Source organism: Polaromonas sp. P1_H6 (assembly GCF_056405195.1).
Genome location: NZ_JBFUCN010000002.1, coordinates 125,229 through 144,867, shown reverse-complemented (window position 1 = coordinate 144,867; position 19,639 = coordinate 125,229). Strand labels below are relative to the sequence as shown.

22 protein-coding genes are annotated in these 19,639 nt (G+C 65.1%); 6 read left to right on the top strand and 16 right to left on the bottom strand.

Going from position 1 to position 19,639, the window contains the following annotated elements; genetic code table 11:
* Positions 1-8 precede the first annotated feature (8 nt).
* The 3 genes from AC1D1F_RS03025 to AC1D1F_RS03015 all read right to left on the bottom strand — a co-directional run bounded on the left by AC1D1F_RS03025 (position 9) and on the right by AC1D1F_RS03015 (position 2,640).
* A complete protein-coding gene (locus tag AC1D1F_RS03025; RefSeq protein WP_477675967.1) occupies positions 9-1,142 on the bottom strand; it encodes a COX15/CtaA family protein in 1,134 nt (377 codons plus the stop codon).
* 38 nt (positions 1,143-1,180) lie between these two features.
* The gene (locus tag AC1D1F_RS03020; RefSeq protein ID WP_477675972.1) at positions 1,181-1,813 is read right to left on the bottom strand and encodes a hypothetical protein; all 633 of its coding nucleotides are present in this window, start codon (positions 1,811-1,813) and stop codon (positions 1,181-1,183) included.
* 68 nt (positions 1,814-1,881) lie between these two features.
* Entirely contained in the window at positions 1,882-2,640 is a 759-nt protein-coding gene (locus tag AC1D1F_RS03015; protein WP_477675966.1) for an SURF1 family protein, read from the bottom strand.
* Between the two features lie 18 nt (positions 2,641-2,658).
* Here AC1D1F_RS03015 and AC1D1F_RS03010 point away from each other — a divergent pair, with 18 nt between their 5' ends.
* The gene (locus AC1D1F_RS03010) at positions 2,659-2,889 is read left to right on the top strand and encodes a twin transmembrane helix small protein (protein WP_477675965.1); all 231 of its coding nucleotides are present in this window, start codon (positions 2,659-2,661) and stop codon (positions 2,887-2,889) included.
* 83 nt (positions 2,890-2,972) lie between these two features.
* Here AC1D1F_RS03010 and AC1D1F_RS03005 read toward each other — a convergent pair whose 3' ends face one another.
* From AC1D1F_RS03005 to AC1D1F_RS02970, 8 genes are all read right to left on the bottom strand, one after another.
* Positions 2,973-3,890 (bottom strand): cytochrome c oxidase subunit 3, encoded by a 918-nt coding sequence (locus AC1D1F_RS03005; RefSeq protein ID WP_477675964.1) that lies wholly within the window; start codon positions 3,888-3,890, stop codon positions 2,973-2,975.
* 77 nt (positions 3,891-3,967) lie between these two features.
* Positions 3,968-4,180 (bottom strand): DUF2970 domain-containing protein, encoded by a 213-nt coding sequence (locus AC1D1F_RS03000; protein ID WP_477675963.1) that lies wholly within the window; start codon positions 4,178-4,180, stop codon positions 3,968-3,970.
* A complete protein-coding gene (locus AC1D1F_RS02995; RefSeq protein ID WP_477675962.1) occupies positions 4,177-4,788 on the bottom strand; it encodes a cytochrome c oxidase assembly protein in 612 nt (203 codons plus the stop codon). The genes AC1D1F_RS03000 and AC1D1F_RS02995 overlap by 4 nt, the downstream gene beginning before the upstream one ends.
* A gap of 21 nt (positions 4,789-4,809) precedes the next feature.
* The gene (locus tag AC1D1F_RS02990; RefSeq protein ID WP_477675961.1) at positions 4,810-4,923 is read right to left on the bottom strand and encodes a cytochrome oxidase small assembly protein; all 114 of its coding nucleotides are present in this window, start codon (positions 4,921-4,923) and stop codon (positions 4,810-4,812) included.
* A 22-nt stretch (positions 4,924-4,945) separates the two neighbouring features.
* The gene (gene ctaD, locus AC1D1F_RS02985) at positions 4,946-6,580 is read right to left on the bottom strand and encodes a cytochrome c oxidase subunit I (protein ID WP_477675960.1); all 1,635 of its coding nucleotides are present in this window, start codon (positions 6,578-6,580) and stop codon (positions 4,946-4,948) included.
* A 100-nt stretch (positions 6,581-6,680) separates the two neighbouring features.
* Positions 6,681-7,856, bottom strand: a complete 1,176-nt coding sequence (gene coxB / locus AC1D1F_RS02980) for a cytochrome c oxidase subunit II (RefSeq protein WP_477675971.1) — start codon at positions 7,854-7,856, stop codon at positions 6,681-6,683.
* Positions 7,857-7,993: 137 nt separating this feature from the next.
* Positions 7,994-8,494, bottom strand: a complete 501-nt coding sequence (locus AC1D1F_RS02975) for a DUF2244 domain-containing protein (RefSeq protein WP_477653152.1) — start codon at positions 8,492-8,494, stop codon at positions 7,994-7,996.
* Positions 8,495-8,682: 188 nt separating this feature from the next.
* On the bottom strand, positions 8,683-9,585 hold the full coding sequence (locus AC1D1F_RS02970) for a methyltransferase domain-containing protein (protein ID WP_477675959.1): 903 nt from the start codon (positions 9,583-9,585) through the stop codon (positions 8,683-8,685).
* A 71-nt stretch (positions 9,586-9,656) separates the two neighbouring features.
* Between AC1D1F_RS02970 and AC1D1F_RS02965 the strand changes: the two genes are divergently transcribed.
* The 3 genes from AC1D1F_RS02965 (at position 9,657) to AC1D1F_RS02955 (ending at position 11,455) form a co-directional block, all read left to right on the top strand.
* Complete coding sequence (locus AC1D1F_RS02965; protein WP_477675958.1) at positions 9,657-10,433, top strand: ComF family protein; 777 nt, start codon at positions 9,657-9,659, stop codon at positions 10,431-10,433.
* A gap of 44 nt (positions 10,434-10,477) precedes the next feature.
* Positions 10,478-10,954, top strand: a complete 477-nt coding sequence (gene trmL, locus AC1D1F_RS02960) for a tRNA (uridine(34)/cytosine(34)/5-carboxymethylaminomethyluridine(34)-2'-O)-methyltransferase TrmL (protein ID WP_477675957.1) — start codon at positions 10,478-10,480, stop codon at positions 10,952-10,954.
* A 180-nt stretch (positions 10,955-11,134) separates the two neighbouring features.
* Positions 11,135-11,455, top strand: a complete 321-nt coding sequence (locus AC1D1F_RS02955) for a hypothetical protein (RefSeq protein ID WP_477653148.1) — start codon at positions 11,135-11,137, stop codon at positions 11,453-11,455.
* A gap of 21 nt (positions 11,456-11,476) precedes the next feature.
* On the opposite strand, the gene AC1D1F_RS02950 is transcribed toward AC1D1F_RS02955, so the two are convergent.
* Together AC1D1F_RS02950 and AC1D1F_RS02945 are read right to left on the bottom strand one after the other, a co-directional pair.
* The gene (locus AC1D1F_RS02950) at positions 11,477-11,932 is read right to left on the bottom strand and encodes a MaoC family dehydratase (RefSeq protein WP_477675956.1); all 456 of its coding nucleotides are present in this window, start codon (positions 11,930-11,932) and stop codon (positions 11,477-11,479) included.
* 72 nt (positions 11,933-12,004) lie between these two features.
* Positions 12,005-12,622 (bottom strand): nucleotide-binding protein, encoded by a 618-nt coding sequence (locus AC1D1F_RS02945; RefSeq protein WP_477675955.1) that lies wholly within the window; start codon positions 12,620-12,622, stop codon positions 12,005-12,007.
* A 71-nt stretch (positions 12,623-12,693) separates the two neighbouring features.
* On the opposite strand from AC1D1F_RS02945, the gene kefF reads away from it, so the two are divergent.
* A complete protein-coding gene (kefF, locus tag AC1D1F_RS02940) occupies positions 12,694-13,392 on the top strand; it encodes a glutathione-regulated potassium-efflux system oxidoreductase KefF (RefSeq protein ID WP_477675954.1) in 699 nt (232 codons plus the stop codon).
* A complete protein-coding gene (kefC, locus tag AC1D1F_RS02935) occupies positions 13,392-15,242 on the top strand; it encodes a glutathione-regulated potassium-efflux system protein KefC (RefSeq protein ID WP_477695948.1) in 1,851 nt (616 codons plus the stop codon). Before kefF ends, kefC begins: the two co-directional genes overlap by 1 nt.
* Positions 15,243-15,302: 60 nt before the next feature.
* Here kefC and AC1D1F_RS02930 read toward each other — a convergent pair whose 3' ends face one another.
* The 3 genes from AC1D1F_RS02930 to AC1D1F_RS02920 form a co-directional block, all read right to left on the bottom strand.
* Entirely contained in the window at positions 15,303-17,486 is a 2,184-nt protein-coding gene (locus AC1D1F_RS02930) for a serine/threonine-protein kinase (RefSeq protein WP_477675952.1), read from the bottom strand.
* 173 nt (positions 17,487-17,659) lie between these two features.
* On the bottom strand, positions 17,660-18,550 hold the full coding sequence (locus AC1D1F_RS02925; RefSeq protein ID WP_436156578.1) for an adenylate/guanylate cyclase domain-containing protein: 891 nt from the start codon (positions 18,548-18,550) through the stop codon (positions 17,660-17,662).
* 281 nt (positions 18,551-18,831) lie between these two features.
* Positions 18,832-19,587: a sulfite exporter TauE/SafE family protein gene (locus tag AC1D1F_RS02920; protein ID WP_477675950.1), complete on the bottom strand. Its 756-nt coding sequence runs from the start codon at positions 19,585-19,587 to the stop codon at positions 18,832-18,834.
* Positions 19,588-19,639: the final 52 nt, after the last annotated feature.

Below are 19,639 nucleotides of genomic sequence, written 5' to 3'. Positions count from 1 at the left end.
GGGAGTCGCTAGGCATTCGATTTTGACGCATGTGCCGAAGGGGCTGCACCGCGGCCGGCAAAGACCACGCCGCTGAGCACAATGACCAGGGCCGCGGCGCCGCCGGTGTGAGACACCGCCGCGAGCAGGGGCCAGCCCAGAACCGCATTGCTGATGCCCGTGACGGCCTGCAGCAGCACGAGCCCCGCCAGCCATCGCGCGGACACGCGGAAGGCCGGGACACGGTGCAGGAAAAAGGCCAGCGCCAGGAATACGGCAAACACGAGGTAAGCCACGAGGCGGTGCACATAGTGAATAGCGGTGAGCGCCTGGAAGCTGATGTTGGCGCCGTCATGGCCCGCGCCCAGTTCGCGCCACAGCGTGAAACCCTGGCGAAAGTCCATGGCCGGCCACAGCGAGCCCTGGCAAGCCGGAAAGTCGGTGCACGCCAGCACCGCGTAATTGGTGCTGACCCAGCCGCCCAGGGCAATCTGCACCCAGAGCAAGGCGAAGGCCGCGATCACGGCCAGGCGCAGGCCGGCAGAAAGAATCGTCGTGTTGGCGCCCTGCGCCGGCGCATACCGCACAGCCTGCGCCCGCAGCAATGCCAGCAACACCAGGCCACCCAACAGGTGCAGCGTGACGATGGCCGGGAACAACTTCATGGTGACGGTCAACGCGCCAAACGCGCCCTGCAAACACACCCACACCAGCGTGACGGTGGGCCACCAGGGTGACACGGCTATGCGCTTGCGCTCCAGCCAGCTGGCCACCGTGAGCGTGAGGATCAGCACCCCGACGCCGGTGGCCAGGTAGCGGTGGATCATTTCGATCCAGGCCTTGGAATGCGTGACCGGCCCGGTCGGCATGGCGGTCTGCGCGGCCTCGATGTGCATCTGGGCGCCCACCGGGCTGACGCTGCCATAGCAGCCAGGCCAGTCGGGGCAACCCAGGCCCGAATCGGTGAGCCGGGTGAAGGCGCCGAAGATCACCAGGTCAAAGGTGAGAAACAGCGTGACCAGCGTCAGCACCCGCAGGCGCTGCGCCCACAGCGCATTCCTGTTGTGCACCCACACCCAGGCCAGCGGCCCGAGCGCGATCACCAGGCCCATGATCATCAGGCGCAGGGCGGGGCTCAGGTCGTTGAGTGCGGTGCTTGACATGGCGTGGTGAAGATAAGAGTTAGACCAGCTTTGCCGGTCTAGCGCCCTTCCTTGTCCCAGCTGCTGGAGGCTCTTAACAGCCGCTCCAGGTCACGCTTGGCCTTGGCGGCGGCGGCGGCATCCATGTCGGCCGGAAAACGCATCATCCAGTTGCCGATCGGGTCGACCAGGTAGAGGTGGTCTTCCAGGCGCTGGCCCGCGGCGGGCTCCAGCCACTTCGCGAGTTCGGCCGGGGCCACGCGCAGCACGGCGGACGAGGCCAGCGCCGGCAGCAAGGCATCGCGCACGGGCGCGTCGTCGGCCACCAGCCAGACGCGGTCCAGGCGTTCTTTTTCCTTGCCCAGCGACTCGCGCAGCTGCCGCTGGAAATACAGGTTCTGCTCGCAGCGCGCATCGCAGGCGCCGCCGGCCACGCTGATGAGCAGCCACTGGTCCTTGAGCGCCGTCAGCGTGCCGGCGCGGCCGTCGAGCGTGCGCGTGGCCAGCGGCGGCAGGGGCCGTTGCGGGTCGATCAGCTCGCCGAAGTTGCGGCGGCCTTCGGGCCGGACCACGTAGTAGGTGAAGTAGGAGGCGATCACCGGTGAGGCGCATATCAGCAGCACGGCCAGCATCTTCCAGCGGCCGGCGACGGTGCTCGGCGCGCGCGTGGCGGACTGGTCCGGCACGGGCATGGTGTGCACGGTCAGGCCCAGGGGCTGGTCCTGCGGGGCGGGCTTGGGGGAGGTGTCAGGCGTAGTGGTCACGGCAGTTGATCGCGGCTTTTTGGGCGGCGTGATGAAGTACGGGCACGAAAGGGAAGAACCAGCTGAAACCAGCCATAGAGGATGAACACCAGGGCGCAGAGGCCGAACCACTGGAAGGCATATCCGTAATGCTTGTCCACGCCGAGATTGGGCGGCGCCCATTCGCGCAACAGGCCGCCCGCGGCGCCGGTCTGCAGTAGCGAAACCTCCAGCAGCGGCAAGCCGGTTTGCGACCGGTAGGCAGGCAAGTCGAGATTTTGCCGTATACGGCCGGTCTCTATGCCCTGGAACTCATAAAGCTTGGAGGGCGGCGGGGCAATGCGGCCCTCCACCGTGACGGTGCCCGCGGGCGTCGCCACCTCGGGCAGGCGGGTGCGGTCGGCGAAATTGCGCGGCACCCAGCCGCGCTGCACCACGATGGCCTGGGACGTGCCTTCCAGCACCAGCGGCGTGAGCACCCAGAAACCGGTCTTGCCGCTCATGGGCCGGTTGTCGAGGTAGACCGTGTGCTCCGCCCGCCAGACACCTTTGAGCACGGCCGGCCGGTGGATGTCGTCTGTGATGTTTTTGGCCGTGAGCAGGGATTGCGCATCCAGCGCTGGAAGCCGGCCCTTGAACTCGATGGCGGCCTGCAGCGCCTCCTTTTGCGCGGCGCGGCGCAGCTGCCACTGGCCCAGCGAAAACGTGGTGCCGGCCACCAGCACGGCAGCCGCGGTCAGCAGCCAGAAGCGCGGGGAGTGCAAAGCTGGTGTCATGCGCCGATAATCCTGTTCATGACTTACCTCGTTGCACTGGCATTCATCGCCATCTTGGCCAGCCTGGCTTCCGCGCTTTTTTTCATGCTCAAAGGCGGCAAGGACCCCGAAGGCAGCAAACGCAAAACCAGCAACATGGCGCGCGCACTGGCGTTCCGTATCGGGTTTTCGGTGTTGCTGTTCATCTGCATTCTGATCGCCTGGAAACTCGGTTATATCCAGCCCACCGGTATCCCGGTAGGCAAATAAGCGCCACTCACACTGACAAAAAAGAACAAAGGCCGCATCAAGCGGCCTTTGGTTGAGCGGCTTTCACCGCCGTTGGTTCCGCCTTACAGCCAGTACACCAGGATGTACAGGCCCAGCCATACCACGTCCACGAAGTGCCAATACCAGGCGGCGCCTTCAAAGCCGAAATGCTTTTCAGGCGTGAAGTGGCCTTTTTGCAGGCGCAAGGTGATGAACAGCAGCATCAGCATGCCGACGAACACGTGGAAACCGTGGAAACCGGTGAGCAGGAAGAAGGTCGAACCGTACACGCCGGAAGACAGCTTCAGGTTCATCTCATGGTATGCATGGAAGTACTCATAGCCCTGCACGAACAGGAAGACCACGCCGAGTATCACCGTGGCCCACATGAAGCCGATGGTGCGGGCACGCTTGCCCTCGATCAACGCGTGGTGGGCGATGGTGATGGTGACACCGGAGCTCAGCAGCAACGCCGTGTTGACCGTCGGCAGGGAACCCATGATGCTGGCCCAGATGCCGCCGCCTATCACCAGCGGCTTCATGGCCGTGAAGGGTTCGACGATGTCTGCGGGTGACGTCGTGGCGCCGGCCACGATGGAAGGCCAGACGGCTTTGAAGTCCGGCCAGAGCAGCGCGTTCTCAAGGCTGCCCAGCGCCGGCAACGAGTGCGCGCGGGCCCACCACAGGGCGGTGAAGAAGGCGCCGAAGAACATCACTTCAGAGAAGATGAACCAGCTCATGCTCCAGCGGAAGGACATGTCGATCTTGCGGCCGTACATGCCGCTTTCGCTTTCGCCGATGGATTGGCTGAACCAGCGGAACAGCGTGACCAGCCACCACACCATGCCGACAGCCAGCGACCATTGGCCCCACTCGTGGCCGTTGATCCATTGGCTGGCACCGAGAATGACAAAAAACAGGCCGATAGACGCCATCACCGGGTGGCTCGATGGGCTGGGGACGAAATAGTGGGGGGTTGACCCGTGGGTTGCTGATGACATCGCTCGACTCCTGTTTTTCTCTCGAATTTCCAATAATTTCTTGATTCACACCGTGATGGGCTGGCGGATACCCGGCCTCAGTGCGCGACCATCCACTTGGCCAGCAGCACCAGGACGGTGACAAACACCACCACGGCGATCAGCCCGACCACAATGATGTGGAGGGGATTCAAATTCTTCACATCTTCTTCGTAGTCGCCGCGCGCGCGCAGCCCCACGAAGGACCAGGCCACGGCCTTGACCGTGCGCCAGAAGGAGGGTTTTTTGGCAGGTGCAGCGGCCATGCTCATGCGCCTGCCTGCTTTTCAGGGACCACGGCGGCGGTCGTCGCTTTGGGCGTGACCGGCGCAGCGGGCGTCTTGCCGCCGACCTCAAAGAAAGTGTAGGACAGCGTGATGGTGCTCACGTCCTTCGACAACTTCGGGTCGATGACAAAAGCCACCGGCCACTGCTTTTTTTCGCCGGGCGCCAGGGTGTACTGGCTGAAGCAGAAGCATTCCAGCTTGTTGAAATGCGCGCCGGCCTGTGCCGGGGCATAGCTGGGAATGGCCTGGGCCGACATGGTCCGGTTCTGCACGTTCTGGAACTCGTACATCACCGTGGTCAATTCGCCCGGATGTACCTGCAGCGTGTTTTTCGCGGGCTTGAAATGCCAGGGACCGCGCGAGTTCGCGTCGAACTCGACCGTGATGGTGCGGCTGAAGTCCACCTGGGTATTCGCCGGCTGGCTGGAAGTCGCCCCGGGAATCTGGCGGTCGGAGAGGGCCAGCACGTTGATGCCGGTCATCTCGCAGATCGCCTTGTAAATGGGCACCAGCGCGTAACCGAAGGCAAACATGCCGAGCACGATCACGCCCAGCTTGCCCATCATGTTGAAGTTTTCGCGCTTGAGCCGCATCACAGTGGTACCGGTTTTGGCTCAGCGGCCCAGAAAAATCATTTTGGCCATGAAACCCAGAAAAAAGACGATCGCGACCGAGGCCAGTATCAGGGCCAGCCTCAGGTTGCTCTTCTTTTGTTCAGGTGTCGCCATGGCCGTTACCGATGGGGTTCAATCAGCCGATCACGCGGGTTGCCGAGGCATCCAGCTTGGGCGGGGTTTCATAGGTATGGAAAGGCGCAGGAGATGGGACTTCCCACTCCAGGCCTTCGGCGCCCTTGCCGCCTTCGTCCACCCAGGGGTTCTGTTTGGCCGGTGCGCCCTTGCCGCGCATCGTGGGCACCACGATGAACAGGAAGAAATAGACCTGTGCGAAGCCGAAGAAGAAGGCGCCCACGCTGGCCACGGCGTTGAAGTCGGCAAACTGCATGGGGTAGTCGGCGTAGCGGCGCGGCATGCCGGCCAGGCCCAGGAAGTGCATCGGGAAGAAGGTCACGTTGAAGGAAATCAGCGACCACCAGAAGTGGATCTTGCCGCGGGTTTCGTTGTACATGACGCCGGTCCATTTGGGCGACCAGTAGTAGTAGCCGGCAAACAGCGCGTAGAGCGAGCCGGCCACCAGCACGTAGTGGAAGTGGGCCACGACGTAATACGTGTCCTGCAGCTGCGTGTCGATAGGCGCGACCGAGAGGATCACGCCGGTCAGGCCGCCGATGGTGAACACGAAGATGAAACCTACCGCGAAAAGCATGGGGGTTTCAAAGGTCATGGACCCGCGCCACATGGTGGCGATCCAGTTGAACACCTTCACGCCCGTGGGCACGGCGATCAGCATGGTGGAATACATGAAGAACAGCTGGCCCGTGACCGGCATGCCGGTGGTGAACATGTGGTGCGCCCACACGACGAAGCTCAGGATGGCGATGGAACCGGTGGCGTACACCATGGAGGCGTAGCCGAACAGGCGCTTGCGCGAGAAGGCGGGAATGATCTGGCTGATGATGCCGAAGGCCGGCAAGATCATGATGTAGACCTCGGGGTGGCCGAAGAACCAGAAGATGTGCTGGTACATCACCGGGTCGCCGCCGCCGGCTGGGTTGAAGAAGCTGGTGCCGAAGTGGCGGTCGGTCAGCGTCATGGTGATGGCGCCTGCCAGCACCGGCATCACGGCGATCAGCAGGTAGGCGGTGATCAGCCAGGTCCAGCAGAACATCGGCATCTTCATCAGCGTCATGCCGGGAGCGCGCATATTCAGGATGGTGACGATGATGTTGATCGAGCCCATGATGGACGAAGCGCCCAGGATGTGCATCGCAAAAATACCGGCGTCCATGGACGGGCCCATCTGCAGCGTGAGCGGCGCATAGAGCGTCCAGCCCGCGGCGGGGGCGCCACCGGGCATGAAGAAGGAGCCGCCCAGCATCAGGCCGGCAGGAATCATCAGCCAGAAGCTGAAGTTGTTCATGCGGGCAAACGCCATGTCTGCCGCGCCGATCTGCAGCGGGATCATCCAGTTGGCGAAGCCCACGAAGGCCGGCATGATGGCGCCGAACACCATGATCAGGCCGTGCATGGTGGTGAGCTGGTTGAACAGTTCGGGATTGACCAGTTGCAGGCCGGGCTGGAACAGCTCGGCGCGGATCATCAGGGCCAGCACGCCGCCGAACATCAACATGAAGAAACTGAACAGCAGGTACAACGTTCCGATATCTTTATGGTTGGTCGCGAAGACCCAACGGCGCCAGCCCGCTGGGGCGTGGTCGTGGTGGTCATCATGCGCGTGGTCGTGATGGTCTAGAACTGCACTCATCTTGGCTTCCTTTGGTGGCTTTGGCCTGTAGCTTTATCTTGGCGGCCGGCGCACATATGAATATGGCGCCGGCGAATTCTGGTCGTGGGGGCGGATCGGCTTACTTGCGGGCAGCCTGCACTTCGGCGGGCTGGACGATCTGGCCGGTCTGGTTGGACCAGTTATTCTTGGTGTAAGTGATCACGGCGGCGATGTCGGTGTCACTGAGCGACTTCCATGGAGGCATGGCGCCGGGACCGCCCTTGCCGTTCAGCACGATGTCGATCTGCTTGAGCTTGTCGGCGTCCAGGACCACAGGAGAGCCGTCCAGGGGCTTGACCGGACCGGCGCCCTTGCCGGTGGCCAGATGGCAGATTGCGCAATTGGCATAGACCTTTTCGCCGCGGGCCTTGAGGTCGACCAGCGTCCAGACTTTGGAAGGATCATCGGCCTTGGCGGCGGCTTCCTTGGCCTTGACGGCGACCCAGGCGCTGTAATCGGCGGCGGACACAACCTTCACGTGGATGGGCATGTAGGCGTGTTCCTTGCCGCAGAGCTCCTGGCACTGGCCGTAGTAGTCGCCCACTTGCTCGGCGCGGAACCAGGTGTCGCGCACGAAGCCGGGAATCGCATCCTGCTTGATGCCGAAGGCCGGCACCGCGAAGGCGTGGATCACGTCGCTGGCGGTGGTGATGATACGGATTTTCTTGTTGACGGGAACGACCAGCGGGTTGTCGACCTTGAGCAGGTAGTTGTCAGGCGCTTCGCCGGCCTTGGGGCCGCCGTTGTCGGACATTTCGCGGTGCGTGTTGTCGAGCGTGGAAACGAAGCCGATGCCTTCGCCTTCGCCCTTGATGTAGTCATAGCCCCATTTCCACTGGATGCCGGTGGCCTTGATGGTGAGGTCGGCGGCGGTGGTGTCCTTCTGGGCGACCAGCACCTTGGTGGCCGGCAGGGCCATGGCGATCACGATGATGAAGGGAACGACGGTCCAGGCGATTTCAACGGCGGTGGATTCGTGGAAGTTGGCTGATTTGTGGCCCACCGACTTGCGGTGCTTCAGGATGGAATAGAACATCACCCCGAACACCGCCACGAAGATCACGAGGCAGATGGCCATCATGAACCAGTGCAGCCATTGCTGCTCTTCGGCGATCTTGGTCACGGCCGGGTGCAGGTTCAGCTGGTTGACGGCCGGTCCGCCCTTCAGGTCGTTGACGGCGTAAGCGGCGGTGCTGACCCAGGCGGCCGCAGATACCAGAATTGCGCCTGCATGCTGCATGCCAAGCCGTGTCATTTTGCTCATGGTGTTGCTTACGTTCATCGTGATCACTTTTTCTGCTTCAATTACCGACCAAATTAACCGGCTGATTATAAAGTTAGCGGCGGGTCCCCCCGCCGCACCTGAACTGACGCGAGACTTTCAGCGCCTCTTCAACCGCCCCGCAACGCCATCCGGATCTCGCGGGCCAAGGCCGGCCGCAGTTCAGGCCGCACATGCCGCCCCACCTGCACCGACCGTCCCTGCCCCGACACTTCGATCAGCGAGCCGTCTCCATCCTTGGGCTCGATTCGCACCCATTCGCGGTTGAACTCCGCCCGCTCGGTGCGCCCCGCCGTTTCCAGTTCCACCACCAGCTGCCCGCCTTCGAGGACGATTTTTTCACCGTCCCCCGCATGGCGGGCATACACCACAAAAGCCGCGCCCACCGCCAGCAGCTCGGCCCAGGCAAAAGGCATCACCATGGTGGCGCCCTGGGCCCAGAAGAATGCCGCGATGCCCAGCGAAACGCCGCACAGCGACACGTAAAGCCACCCGAGCTGGGCCGGGGTGAGTGAACAGTGACGCTTGAGAAGCCACAGCACAGCATCGTGGCTGTGGGTGCCCTGCGCGGGCGGGGTGGCAAAACGAAACGCTGGCGTTGGCTGCAGCATGCGGCAACCCCCCAAAAAAACAACGGTCTGTGCCGGGCACGGGCCGCATGAGGCTCGGGAACATCCCCAAAATTCTGTTGTGAATTGTAGCCGGTTTGCCCTGCCGCTCCCCTGAAAAAGCCCCTGAACCGGCGCTCGCGGCAGGCGCCATGGGCGCCCGCGCAACGGCCCGGCCCCGAAGCAAGTTCTCAAGCGCCGGGCCGCCCGCCCTGCAGCATGCTGCGCATGTCGGCCACCGACACCGCGCTGAGCGCGCTGACCTTGACCTTGGGCGGCGCCTTCAGCGCGTGGCCGTAAATGACTTCGAAGGTCAGCGACAGGCGCCCGTCTTCGCCTTTGACGAGCTGGCGGCCCAGCGCGTCTTCAAGCCGCGCCTTCCAGGCCCGTCCGCGCAGGGCCGGAAAGCGCCCAGGGTGGAAGTTGCGGCCCAGCTCGGTGAGATCCTGCAGCAGTCGCGCCGGTGTCGCATAAGTCAATGTGATGCGCTCCATGTCCATCACCGGTTCGGCAAAACCGGTCTGCACCAGCATGTCGCCCCAGTCGTGCATGTCGGTCAACTCGTGGCCCGCGGGCGGCCAGCCCAGTTGCGCGTAGACCTCGCGCAGCTCTTTCGCGGTGTCGGGGCCCAGGCATGAAAACATCAGGAAACCGTTGACCTTGAGCGCCTGGTGCCATTGCGCCAGCAAGGCCTGCGGGTCGGCCGATTCGTGCAGCGCCATATTGGCCCACAGCATGTCGGCGCTGCCGGGCGGCGGCGCTTCGAAGCGCACCGGGGCTGCGGTCCAGCGCCGTGGCTTCCACCAGGGGGCCACGATGTGCTTTATGGCCTGCTGTTGGCGCTCCGGCCCGTTTTCCAGCACGAAGGCCGTCGCACCCGGATAGGTTTTCGCCAGTTGCGCATGGGCCTGCAGCCCGCCGCGCAGCGCGCCCCAATGCACCCAGGTTTGAGGCTGCAGCTTGATCCACTGCAGGCGGTCCATCATGCGGCGCGCCACTTCCTCATGCAGCCACGGCGAGGCCAAAGGCGCGCTGCGCTCCCAGCGGCTCACGGCAATTGGGTCCAACGTGGGCGGGCGTTCGGTGGGGGTCATGGAGGAAGGCAAAGGAAGAGAACGTGTATCGCTGAAAAGTACGCGAGTATATTGACACGGTGTTCACACGCTTGCTTGCTCCCTCCGCATTCCTGTCACGCATTCCCGGCTTTGCTTCAGGCTTTGCCTCCGGCATCGCGAGCCAGTGCGCGGTCTGCCGCAGCTGGCCCGCGCGGCAGGTATGCGGGCCTTGCGTGGCCCGTTTTGCGCCGCCGGCACTGCGCTGCATGTGCTGCGCCCTTGCCTTGCCGGCCGATCTTTCCGGAGGCCTTCGAACAGGCCCGCCGCTATGCGGCACCTGTGCCATCGAAGCGCCCCCGCTGGACCGCGCCTTCGCTGGCGTGGCCTATGCCTACCCCTGGTCCACGCTGGTCGCCGGCTACAAGTTCGGCGAGCGGCATGGCTGGGCCGCTTTTTTCGCCGGCCTGCTGCTGCAGTCGCCCGGCCTTGCCCAGGTGTTTGGCGAACTGGGGCCCGAAGACTGGCTGCTTCCGATCCCGCTGTCGGCTGAGCGCTTGCAGGCACGCGGCTTCAATCAGGCCTGGGAGCTGTGCGCCGCGCTGGCCCGGCAGACACAGACACCCGCCCGCCCCGACGCCGGGCTGCTGCTGCGCGTCAGGCACACGCGCCCGCAAAGCCAGCTCAAACGCAAGGAGCGGCTGGCCAACGTCAGGAGCGCCTTCCAGGTCGACCCGCTGCGCGCGGCGGAACTGCGGGACCGGCGCGTGCTGCTGGTGGACGACGTGATGACCAGCGGCGCCTCGCTGTACACCGCCGCGCAGGCTTTGCGCGACGCGGGCGCCGCGCATGTCACAGCGGTCGTTTTTGCCCGAACCGCACCCGCGTAGGGCCTGGCCCTAGAATCCCGGGCTCCGCTTCACCGGTCTCCCGCATGTTCAATATCGTTCTGGTCGAACCCGAAATCCCGCCCAACACCGGCAACGTGATCCGGCTGGCGGCCAACACCGGCTGCCGGCTGCACCTGGTGGAGCCGCTGGGCTTTTCGATGGACGACAAGCACATGCGCCGCGCCGGACTCGATTACCACGAGTACGCGCAGCTGCTGCGCCATGCCAGCTGGCTGGCCATGCTCGAAAGTGAGCAACCACCCGCGGACCGCCTGTTTGCCATGACCACCCGGGGTTCGGGCAGCATCTACGACGTGCGTTTCCAGCCCGGCGACTGGCTGGTGTTTGGGTCGGAAACCCGCGGCCTGGCGCCGGAGCTGCGGGACTCCTTTGCCCCTGCCCAGCGCCTCAAAGTGCCCATGCGGCCCGGCCAGCGCAGCCTGAACCTCTCCAACAGCGTGGCCGTCACGGTGTTTGAGGCCTGGCGGCAGAATGGTTTTGGCGGCGCGGCGCAAGCCTGACGACCGGCTGACGGCCTGCCAACCGTCCATCTGAGGCCGGTCCAAATGCCTTGCCAGGAACTAGGTACAAACCCTATGATTCACCCTTCGACTTTTTTAAGCGCGTGGATGCCGACACCCGGCGATTCCGGCCTTATCCCTTCCCATAGCCCCAGTTCACAAGACTGGCTGGAGTCTTCAGTGAACATGGTCATCAAGCGTATTTTTGGCAGGGCGGCGCCTGCTTTTTCCGATTCGGGGCGCCCCGTCGACCGCGTACCGCTGGAACAGGTCCGCGAAAGCCTGCTGGCCTTGCTGCACGACTGCCGCGACATGCGCTCCCAGCGGGTCATCTACCAGATCAACGTGGCCAAGACGCCGGCCGAACTGTGGCTGCTGCGCAGCGACCTGCACCAGTGCATCGCCCAGGCGCATAGCCAGGGTGAAGCGGCGGAGCGCATCAACAGCCTGATCGAAGTGTTTGAGGGCTGGCTGCCGGCCGGCCAGCTGCTGCGCATCTAGGCGCCCGGACTCCCCGCCCGCTCAGGGATAGCGCCGCACCAGCGACTCGGCCACGCACACCGGTTTGGCCGAGCCCTCACGTTCCACCGTCACCTCCCAGGTCATCTGCATGCCGTCGCCGGCAATGGCCTCGGTCGCCAGCAGCTTCATGCGCCCCCGCAGGCGGCTGCCCACCGGCACCGGCGCCGTGAAGCGCACCTTGTTGAGGCCATAGTTCACGCCCATGCGCGAGCCGGTGATGTCAAAAGACGACTCAAAAAAGCGCGGCAGCAGCGACAAGGTCAAAAAGCCGTGCGCGATCGGCCCGCCAAACGGCCCGGCGGCGGCTTTTTCGACATCGACGTGTATCCACTGGTGGTCGCCCGTGGCTTCGGCAAACAGGTTGACCTGCTGCTGGGTGATGGTGATCCAGTCGCTGACGGCGACTTCCTGGCCGGTGCAGGCGGCCAGTTCGGCCAATGTCTCAAAAATTCTCATGGCGCCACTGTAACGGCACCCATGCGCGCGCTTTGTCGGCTCAGCGACAAGCCGCCGCGCAAAAACCCGCTCTCAGCGGTCCAGCCACTGGCAGATGGCTTTCCACTGTTCCATGTCTTTTTCAACCCGGCTGGGCGCCACGTCGAACAGGGTCAGGCCGCGGGCCGCCAGGTGGATGTAGTTCTGCGTGTCGCGCAGGTAGCCCAGCACCGGTAGCCCCAGGCCTTCGACGAAGGCGCGCAGCTTGTCGGCGGCGATGGTGCGCGAATCCACGCGCATGCCGACGATGCCCACCTGCATCTTGCCGGCGTGTTTGTGTTCGGCGAGCTGGTCCAGGAAGGTGCGAGTGGCGAAGATGTCGAACACGCTGGGCTGCAGCGGCACGATGACCTTGTCGGCCAGCTTGAGGACGTCGTTGAAGCGCCAGCCGTGCAGGCCGCCGGGGGTGTCCAGCACCACGTGCGTCGTGCCCCTGGGCGGCTTGACGATCAGGTCGGCGTTCACATCCCAGGTGGCGATCTGCCGGGCGGCCGGCGGCCTGAGGCCCAGCCACAGCCGCGAAGACTGCTGCCGGTCGGCATCCCCCAGCATGACCGAATGGCCCTGGCTGGCGAAATATCCGGCAACGTTGGTGGCCAGCGTCGTTTTGCCGACGCCCCCCTTCGGATTGGCGATCACAACCACGGGCATGCGAATCTCCTCGGTTTGGAACTTGTCGTTCCTGGGAACTCTTGGTCTTGCTTTTCCGCTATGGTAACGGCATGGACAGCGTTATCACAACCACAGAAAAACCCACGGGCCAGACCGCCAACCCTGACATTTATGTCATTGCAGCCCATCCGGCCTGGCGCGAATCGCGGGTCAACCGCCCCCTGATGGAGGCCGCGCGGGCCCAGCCCCGCGTGCGGGTGCAAGACCTTTACTCGAGTTATCCGGACTACGCCATCGACGTGCCCAGGGAGCAGGCCGCCCTGGAACGCGCGCAGCTGGTGGTGCTGCTGCACCCCATCCAGTGGTATTCCATGCCCCCGCTGCAAAAGCTCTGGCTCGACGACGTCTTCAGCTACGGCTGGGCTTACGGCGAAGGCCACGGCGACGAGAACCACGGCAAGGGCCGGGCGCTGCAAGGCAAGGACTTGTGGCTGGTCGCCACCACCGGCGGCCCCGAGGACTCCTACCACCCGCAAGGCTACAACCGCTACTTTTTTGACGCTTTCCTGCCCCCGTATGAACAAAGTGCGGCGCTGTGCGGCATGCGCTTTTTGCCGCCGCTGGTGCTGCACGGCGCCCATAGCGTCGACCGGCAAACCGTCGCCAGCCACATCGCCACCTTCAGCCAGCGCCTGCAAAGCTACCCGGACTGGCCCGAACTCGAAGACCTGGAGCAGTGTGCCGCCTGCGTGGTGCCCATGAAGGACCGGCTTGTCGAGCACGAAGCCGCTGCCGTGAGGGCCCTCTGATGGAGCACGCGCCAACCTGGCTGGTCAACAGCTTTATCTATCTTGCGGCCGCGGTGATCTCGGTGCCCCTGGCCAAAAAACTCGGCCTCGGTTCCATCATCGGCTACCTGGCCGCCGGCATAGGCATAGGCCCCTGGGGCCTGGGCCTGGTCACCAATGTGCAGGACATCCTGCATTTCGCCGAATTCGGCGTGGTGCTGATGCTGTTCCTGATCGGCCTTGAACTCGAACCCAAACGCCTGTGGAACCTGCGCCGGCCCATCTTCGGCTGGGGCAGCGCGCAGGTGCTCGGCTGCGCCGCCCTGCTCACCGGCACGGCCATGGCCTTCGGCGTGGGCTGGCAGACGGCGCTGGTTGCCGGGCTGGGCCTGGCGCTGTCGTCGACCGCGATCGCGCTGCAGGCCATGGGCGAGCGCCACCTGATGCCGACCTCGAGCGGGCAGGCGGGCTTTTCCATCCTGCTGTTCCAGGACGTGGCGGCCATCCCCATCCTGGCGCTGCTGCCGCTGCTGGGCGCCATGGCCGGCGACAACGAGGCCGTCAGCCACAGCGGCCGGGCACTCGAAGCGCTGAAGATCGTCGGCGCCATCGCCGCCATCATCCTGGGCGGCCGCCTGCTGTTGCGCCCCCTGCTGCGCTGGATCGCCAACAGCGGCACGCCCGAGATCTTCACGGCTGCTTCGCTGCTGCTGGTGGTCAGCATCGCGGCGCTGATGCAGTTCGTCGGCCTGTCCATGGCGCTGGGCGCCTTCCTGGCCGGCGTGCTGCTGGCGGAAAGCGAATACCGGCGCGAGCTGGAAACCGACATCGAGCCCTTCAAGGGCCTGTTGCTGGGCCTGTTTTTCATCGCCGTGGGCATGAGCATCGATTTCGGCGTGCTGTTGCGCTCGCCCGGCCTGATGGCCGCCATCCTGGTGGGCTTTCTGGGCCTGAAGCTGGCCGTGATCTACGGCCTGGCCAAACTCATGAAACTGCCCTTCCAGGAGCGCCCGGTGTTCGCGGTGCTGCTGGCGCAGGGCGGCGAGTTCGCCTTCGTGGTGTTCCAGGCGGCCGCCGGCGCACAGGTGTTTTCCGCCGAGACCGCATCGCTGCTGATAGGCGCGGTGGCGCTGTCCATGCTGCTGAGCCCGCTGCTGCTGGTGGCCGTCGACAAATTCTGGGTGCCGCGCTACGCCAACTGCAACCTGCCCCAGATGGAGGAAATCTCCGAGCAGCAGGAAGCGCCCATCATCATCGCCGGCTTCGGCCGCTACGGCCAGATCGTCGGCCGCATGCTGCTGGCCCAGGGCATCCCGGCCACCGTGCTGGACCACGACGCCGAGATGATAGAAACCGTGCGCGCCTTCGGTTACCGCGTCTTCTACGGCGACGCCACGCGCCTGGACCTGCTACGCACCGCCGGCGCGGCCACCGCCAAGATCCTGGTGTTGTCGGTGGACGACATGGAGCAGTCGCTCAAGATCGTCGACATCGCGCGCGAGAACTTCCCGCAGATGCAGATCGTCGCCCGCGCGCGCGACGTGACGCACTGGAACGCGCTTCGCGACCGCGGCGTGATGCTGGTCGAACGCGAGGTCTTCGAGTCCAGCCTGCGCAGCGCGCGCAGCGTGCTGGAGCTACTGGGCCAGCCGCCGCACGAGGCGCGCCAGGCCGCCATGCGTTTTCGCCAGCACAACCTCGACCTGTTTGAACGCATGTACCCGCACCGCAAGGACCGCACCAAGGTCATCGCCGTGGCCACACAGGGGCGGCTGCAGCTGGAAGAACAACTGGCCCAGGAGCGCCAGCAACAGGCGCAGCGCCGGCCCGCCGGCTGGCAGGACGGCCCGGAAGCGCCGAAGGCGGAATAAACAGGCAAGCGGCAGGAAAGAGCCTCTTGAGAGATCCCCGCCTCGCGCTTGGCTCTTGAGTTAGCGCCTGAGCTGTTCGGCCTCGCGCCGCCGCTGTTCCATCGCGCGGCGCTCCACACACACCGCATGGTTGGTGAAAGCCGGCTTGGCGCATTGATCGTTCATGCAGATCTGGAAACCGATGAGCATGCGGTCTTCGCAGGCCTTGCGCGGGTCGCCGGACGACACGGACGGCGCCGGTGCGGCGGCATGCTCGGCGGCCGCGGGCACAGCTGCGGTACCACCGGTTTTGGCCTGCGCGGCTTGCTGTTTGGCAAGCCGTTCCTTCTCCAGGGCAGCCTTCCTGGCCGCGAGGGCCTGGGCCGCCGCGGCCTTGGACGCCGGTGACAGGGGTGCGGCAGCCGCCACCGGGGCCGAAGCCGGCGCCGCCGCGGGCTGGGCCTGCGCGGCCTGCACCACCGGCTCCGCAGCCTTCGCCGTCGCGGGCGGGGCACCGGCATCGACCGCAGCCGCCGGCTGGACGGACTCGGCAACCGGCACCTTCGGTTTGCTGAACTGTTTGATGCCGATGCCCAGAATGGCAAGACCCACCAGCCCCGCCACGCCCAAGGCAAGGTAGCGCGACGTCGGTACTGAAGTCTTGGCGGTGGCGGTGGCTGGCTCTGCCGGGCGGGATTTGCGCCTGGACTCCGTCTTCGACGGCCTGGCGGAGGACTCGGTGGCGGCAACCGGCGCCGCAAGCTTGTTTGCGGCGACTGCGGCCACGGCGCGCGCCGCGGCAGGCTTGGCTTCTGTTGGTGCCAGGGCGGCGTCGCTGAACACGGTTTCAGGCCACTCGGAAGCTTGTTCCTGCACTTGCGGCTGTTGTACCTGCGGCTGCGCTGGCGGCTCGGCCTGCGCCGGCATGGCCATGACCGGCGCGCCCAGGCGCGTGGCATCCGGGTCGTCCGCGGCGGGTGCGGGCGGCATGGCGGGAGATGTCACCGGCGCCTGCGCCGCGGCTTCCTCCAGCGCCTTCCAGGCCATGTCGGTCGACGTGCCCGAACTACTTGCCCCGGGGACGGACGCGTCCTGGCCCGCCGGTCGCGGAACGATCAAGGTGCCGGTGCCCAGGCGCCTGCCGATGTCGGAATCCTCACCACCGGGCACGCCCATCTTCTTCAGGCGGCGGCGCGCCAGGTCGGCATAGATGCCGGAAGGGAACCTGGTGAGAAAGCCCTGGATGTCCTCGACATCCATGGATTCCTTGATCTCTTTCCAGTAAACCAGCTCGAGTTCCTGCGTCACCACCGAGATGTTGGCGCTGGTACCGGACTGCAGGTCGACCAGCGCCTCGCCGGCCAGCAGCGTCGACGTCCAGGTCGAGTTGGTACCCGGCCCGGGCGGCAGCGCCGGCGGCAGCACCTTGGTGTCGGCCGCTTCGCGGGCTGCGGCCTGCAGCGCCGCGAGGAAGTCCTGGGCGCTCGCATAACGCTGGTCGCGCGACTTGGCCAGGGCTTTGGCTACCACCGCATCGATCGCCGCGGGCAGCTTGGGGTTGAAGCTGCTGGGCGCGGCGGGCGTGTGGCCCACGATCTGCTGGATGGTGGAGAAATCGGTGTCGCCGTCGAAGGGCCGCTTGCCCGTCAGCAGCTGGTACAGCACGATGCCGGCGGCGAACAGGTCGGCCCGCGCGTCTATGGGACGGCCCTGCACCTGCTCGGGCGACATGTATTTGAGCGTGCCCACCATGGAGCCCTGCGTGCGCGTGGCCTCGCCCGAATCCTGGATGCGCGCCACGCCGAAGTCGGTGAGCTTGACCCGCCCGCTGGTCTCTATCAGCAGGTTGGCCGGCTTGATGTCGCGGTGGACGATGCTTTGCCGGTGCGCGTAATCCAGCGCCGACAGCAGGTCGCCCATGATGCCCAGGGTCTGCTCCAAGGTGTAGAGGTCACCCCTGTCCAGGTGGTGTTTAAGGTCGTCGCCGTCGACGAACTCCATCACCAGGAAAGCGATATCGCCGTCGCGGTCGGAATCGTAGACGCTGACGATGTGCGGGTGCTGCAGGCGCGCCGCCGAGCGGGCCTCGGTGCGAAAACGCACTTCGTATTCGGCGGCCGCCTCTTCCGAGAGGTTCTCCACCTTGATGGTCTTGATCGCCACGCGCCGGTCCAGGTTCGGGTCGCGTCCCTCGTACACCAGCCCCATCGCGCCCTTGCCGAGGACGCTGATCAGATCGTATCGGCCAAGCTTCTTGAGACTCATGAGGAGATGGAATTGGGCGAAATGGGCTGGGTGGCAAAAAAGGCGGGATGGCCTGCGGGCTGCCCAGAAGCCCGGCTACGTCTTGAAACAAAAATCGATTCTAGCTTGCATCGCCGGGAGGGCAAACCTTTGAAAAACAGTAACTTTTTCCGGCCCGCCGCAGCCATCGGCGATCAGGTGCGTATCGAAAACGCCACCAGCGGCGCGTTGTCGTCCTTGCGGTCGCAGCCCGGCACGATGTGGCCGCTGCCCACCAGGTAGCACTCGGTGCGCCGCAGCACCACGGCTTCGCTCTGGTTGCCCAGGTAGACCCAGGTGCCGTAGCTGGAGGCGTCGGTCAGCACAAATTGCCCGCCGCGCCACTCCAGCGTGGCATGCATGCGCGAGACGCGCGGGTCGTTCAGGTTCAGCGCCGCGTCGGCGCCCCGGCCCAGCGCCAGCTTGCTGCTTTTGGCGTCCAGCCGCACGGTCTGCCCGGCAAAGCTGAGCTCCAGGAAGGCCTGGCTGGGCGAGGCGAACATGGAGCGCCCGGCCATGGTGGCGTCTTCGTCGCGGCCGGTCTGCCATTCGACCCGATAGACGTGGCTGGCTTCAGCCCGGCCGCGCAGGTACATCGGGCCCATGCTGCGCAGGGCGGCCCTTTGCACCGGCAGCAGCGCCGTCCAGACGTTTTCGGTGGTGAGGATTTGCGCGGCGCCGGCCAGGTCGGCCAGACGGGCGGCGGAGTTCACGGTGTCACCGAAGCAGTCGCCGTCGATCTCGACCACTTCGCCCGACTCAATGCCCATCTGCATCTGCACCGGTGCGCCGCTGCCGCCGGGCTTGATGGGCTTTTCCTGCAGGCGCTTCTGGATGCTGATGCAGGCCGAGAGCGCGTCGCCTTCATTCGGGAACACCACGAACAGGCCGTCGCCCAGCAGCTTGACGACCCGGCCCTGGTGCTGCTGGAACACCTGGCTGAGCACGCCGATGAGCTGCGTCACGAAACGCGACGCGGTCTCATCGCCCAGCCGTTCAAACATGCTGGTGCTGCCCACGAGATCGGCAAAGACAACGGTGGTCATGAAGGGAAGGTCAACTGCAATGTAAGCATATTGTTCTCATGCCCGCGATTCTCACAGAAATTCGCGAAATGCATGCCGGTAAAAGTCCCTGGGGCCGGGCTAAAACCTATTGAGGCATGGGGCCGCACTGGCGTCACACTGGACGCGAGAGGCGATTCGAGCTAAGGGACTGCTCACAAAACCCAGCGAAGCGGTCCTGGCTAGGCGCGTCGCCGCAGACAGTGCTACAGCACGGCAAGGCGGCGCAACAACGCCAGGAGGGTTTTTGAGCGGTCCCTCTCTCAATGGAAGCCGTCCCAGAGCAGCTTGCAGCCGGTCAACAGCATGCCGACATAGAGCAGGCGGTAAAACAACACCGGGCTGATGCTTCGCGCCATGCGCACGCCCATCCACACACCCAGCGGCGCCAGCGGCAGCAAGGCCAGCGAGGTCGCCATGTTGCGCAGGTCCAGCAGGCCCAGCCAGGCATAAGGAATCCACTTGGACAGGTTGATGACAAAAAAGAAGGCCGCCATGGTGGCCGTGAACTTCACCGGGCTCAGGCGCATGGGGATCACGTAGGCGCTCAGCGGCGGCCCGCCGGCGTGGGAGACAAAGCTGGTGAAGCCCGAAGTCACCGTCAGGATCGCCCCCAGCCAGCGCGGCGGCGGCGGGCTGTTGGGCCGGGGCGGGAACAGCAGGCGCTGCGCCAAAAACAACAAGGTGAATATTCCCACCAGGGCCGCGACCACCTTGGCGTCCAGCACCTTGAACAGCAGCGCCCCCACCAGCGTGCCCACCAGGCCGAAGGGAACCAGGAATTTGAGGAACTTGAAATCGAAGTCGCGGCGAAAGGCCGCCAGGCCCAGCAGGTCCATCAGCAGCAGCACCGGCATCAGGATGGCGGCGGCCTGCGGCACCGTGACCGCCAGCGCCATCACCGGCACCGCCAGGGATCCGAAGCCCGCGCCGAAGCCGCTTTTGCTAACGCCCAGCATCAGCACGGCGGGAACGGCAACGGCGTAGAAGAAGGGATCGGTGATCAGCGGGAAGCTCACGGCGTGTCTTTCGGTTTACCAACGCTCAACGCCGTGGCGTGCAGGCGTGAAA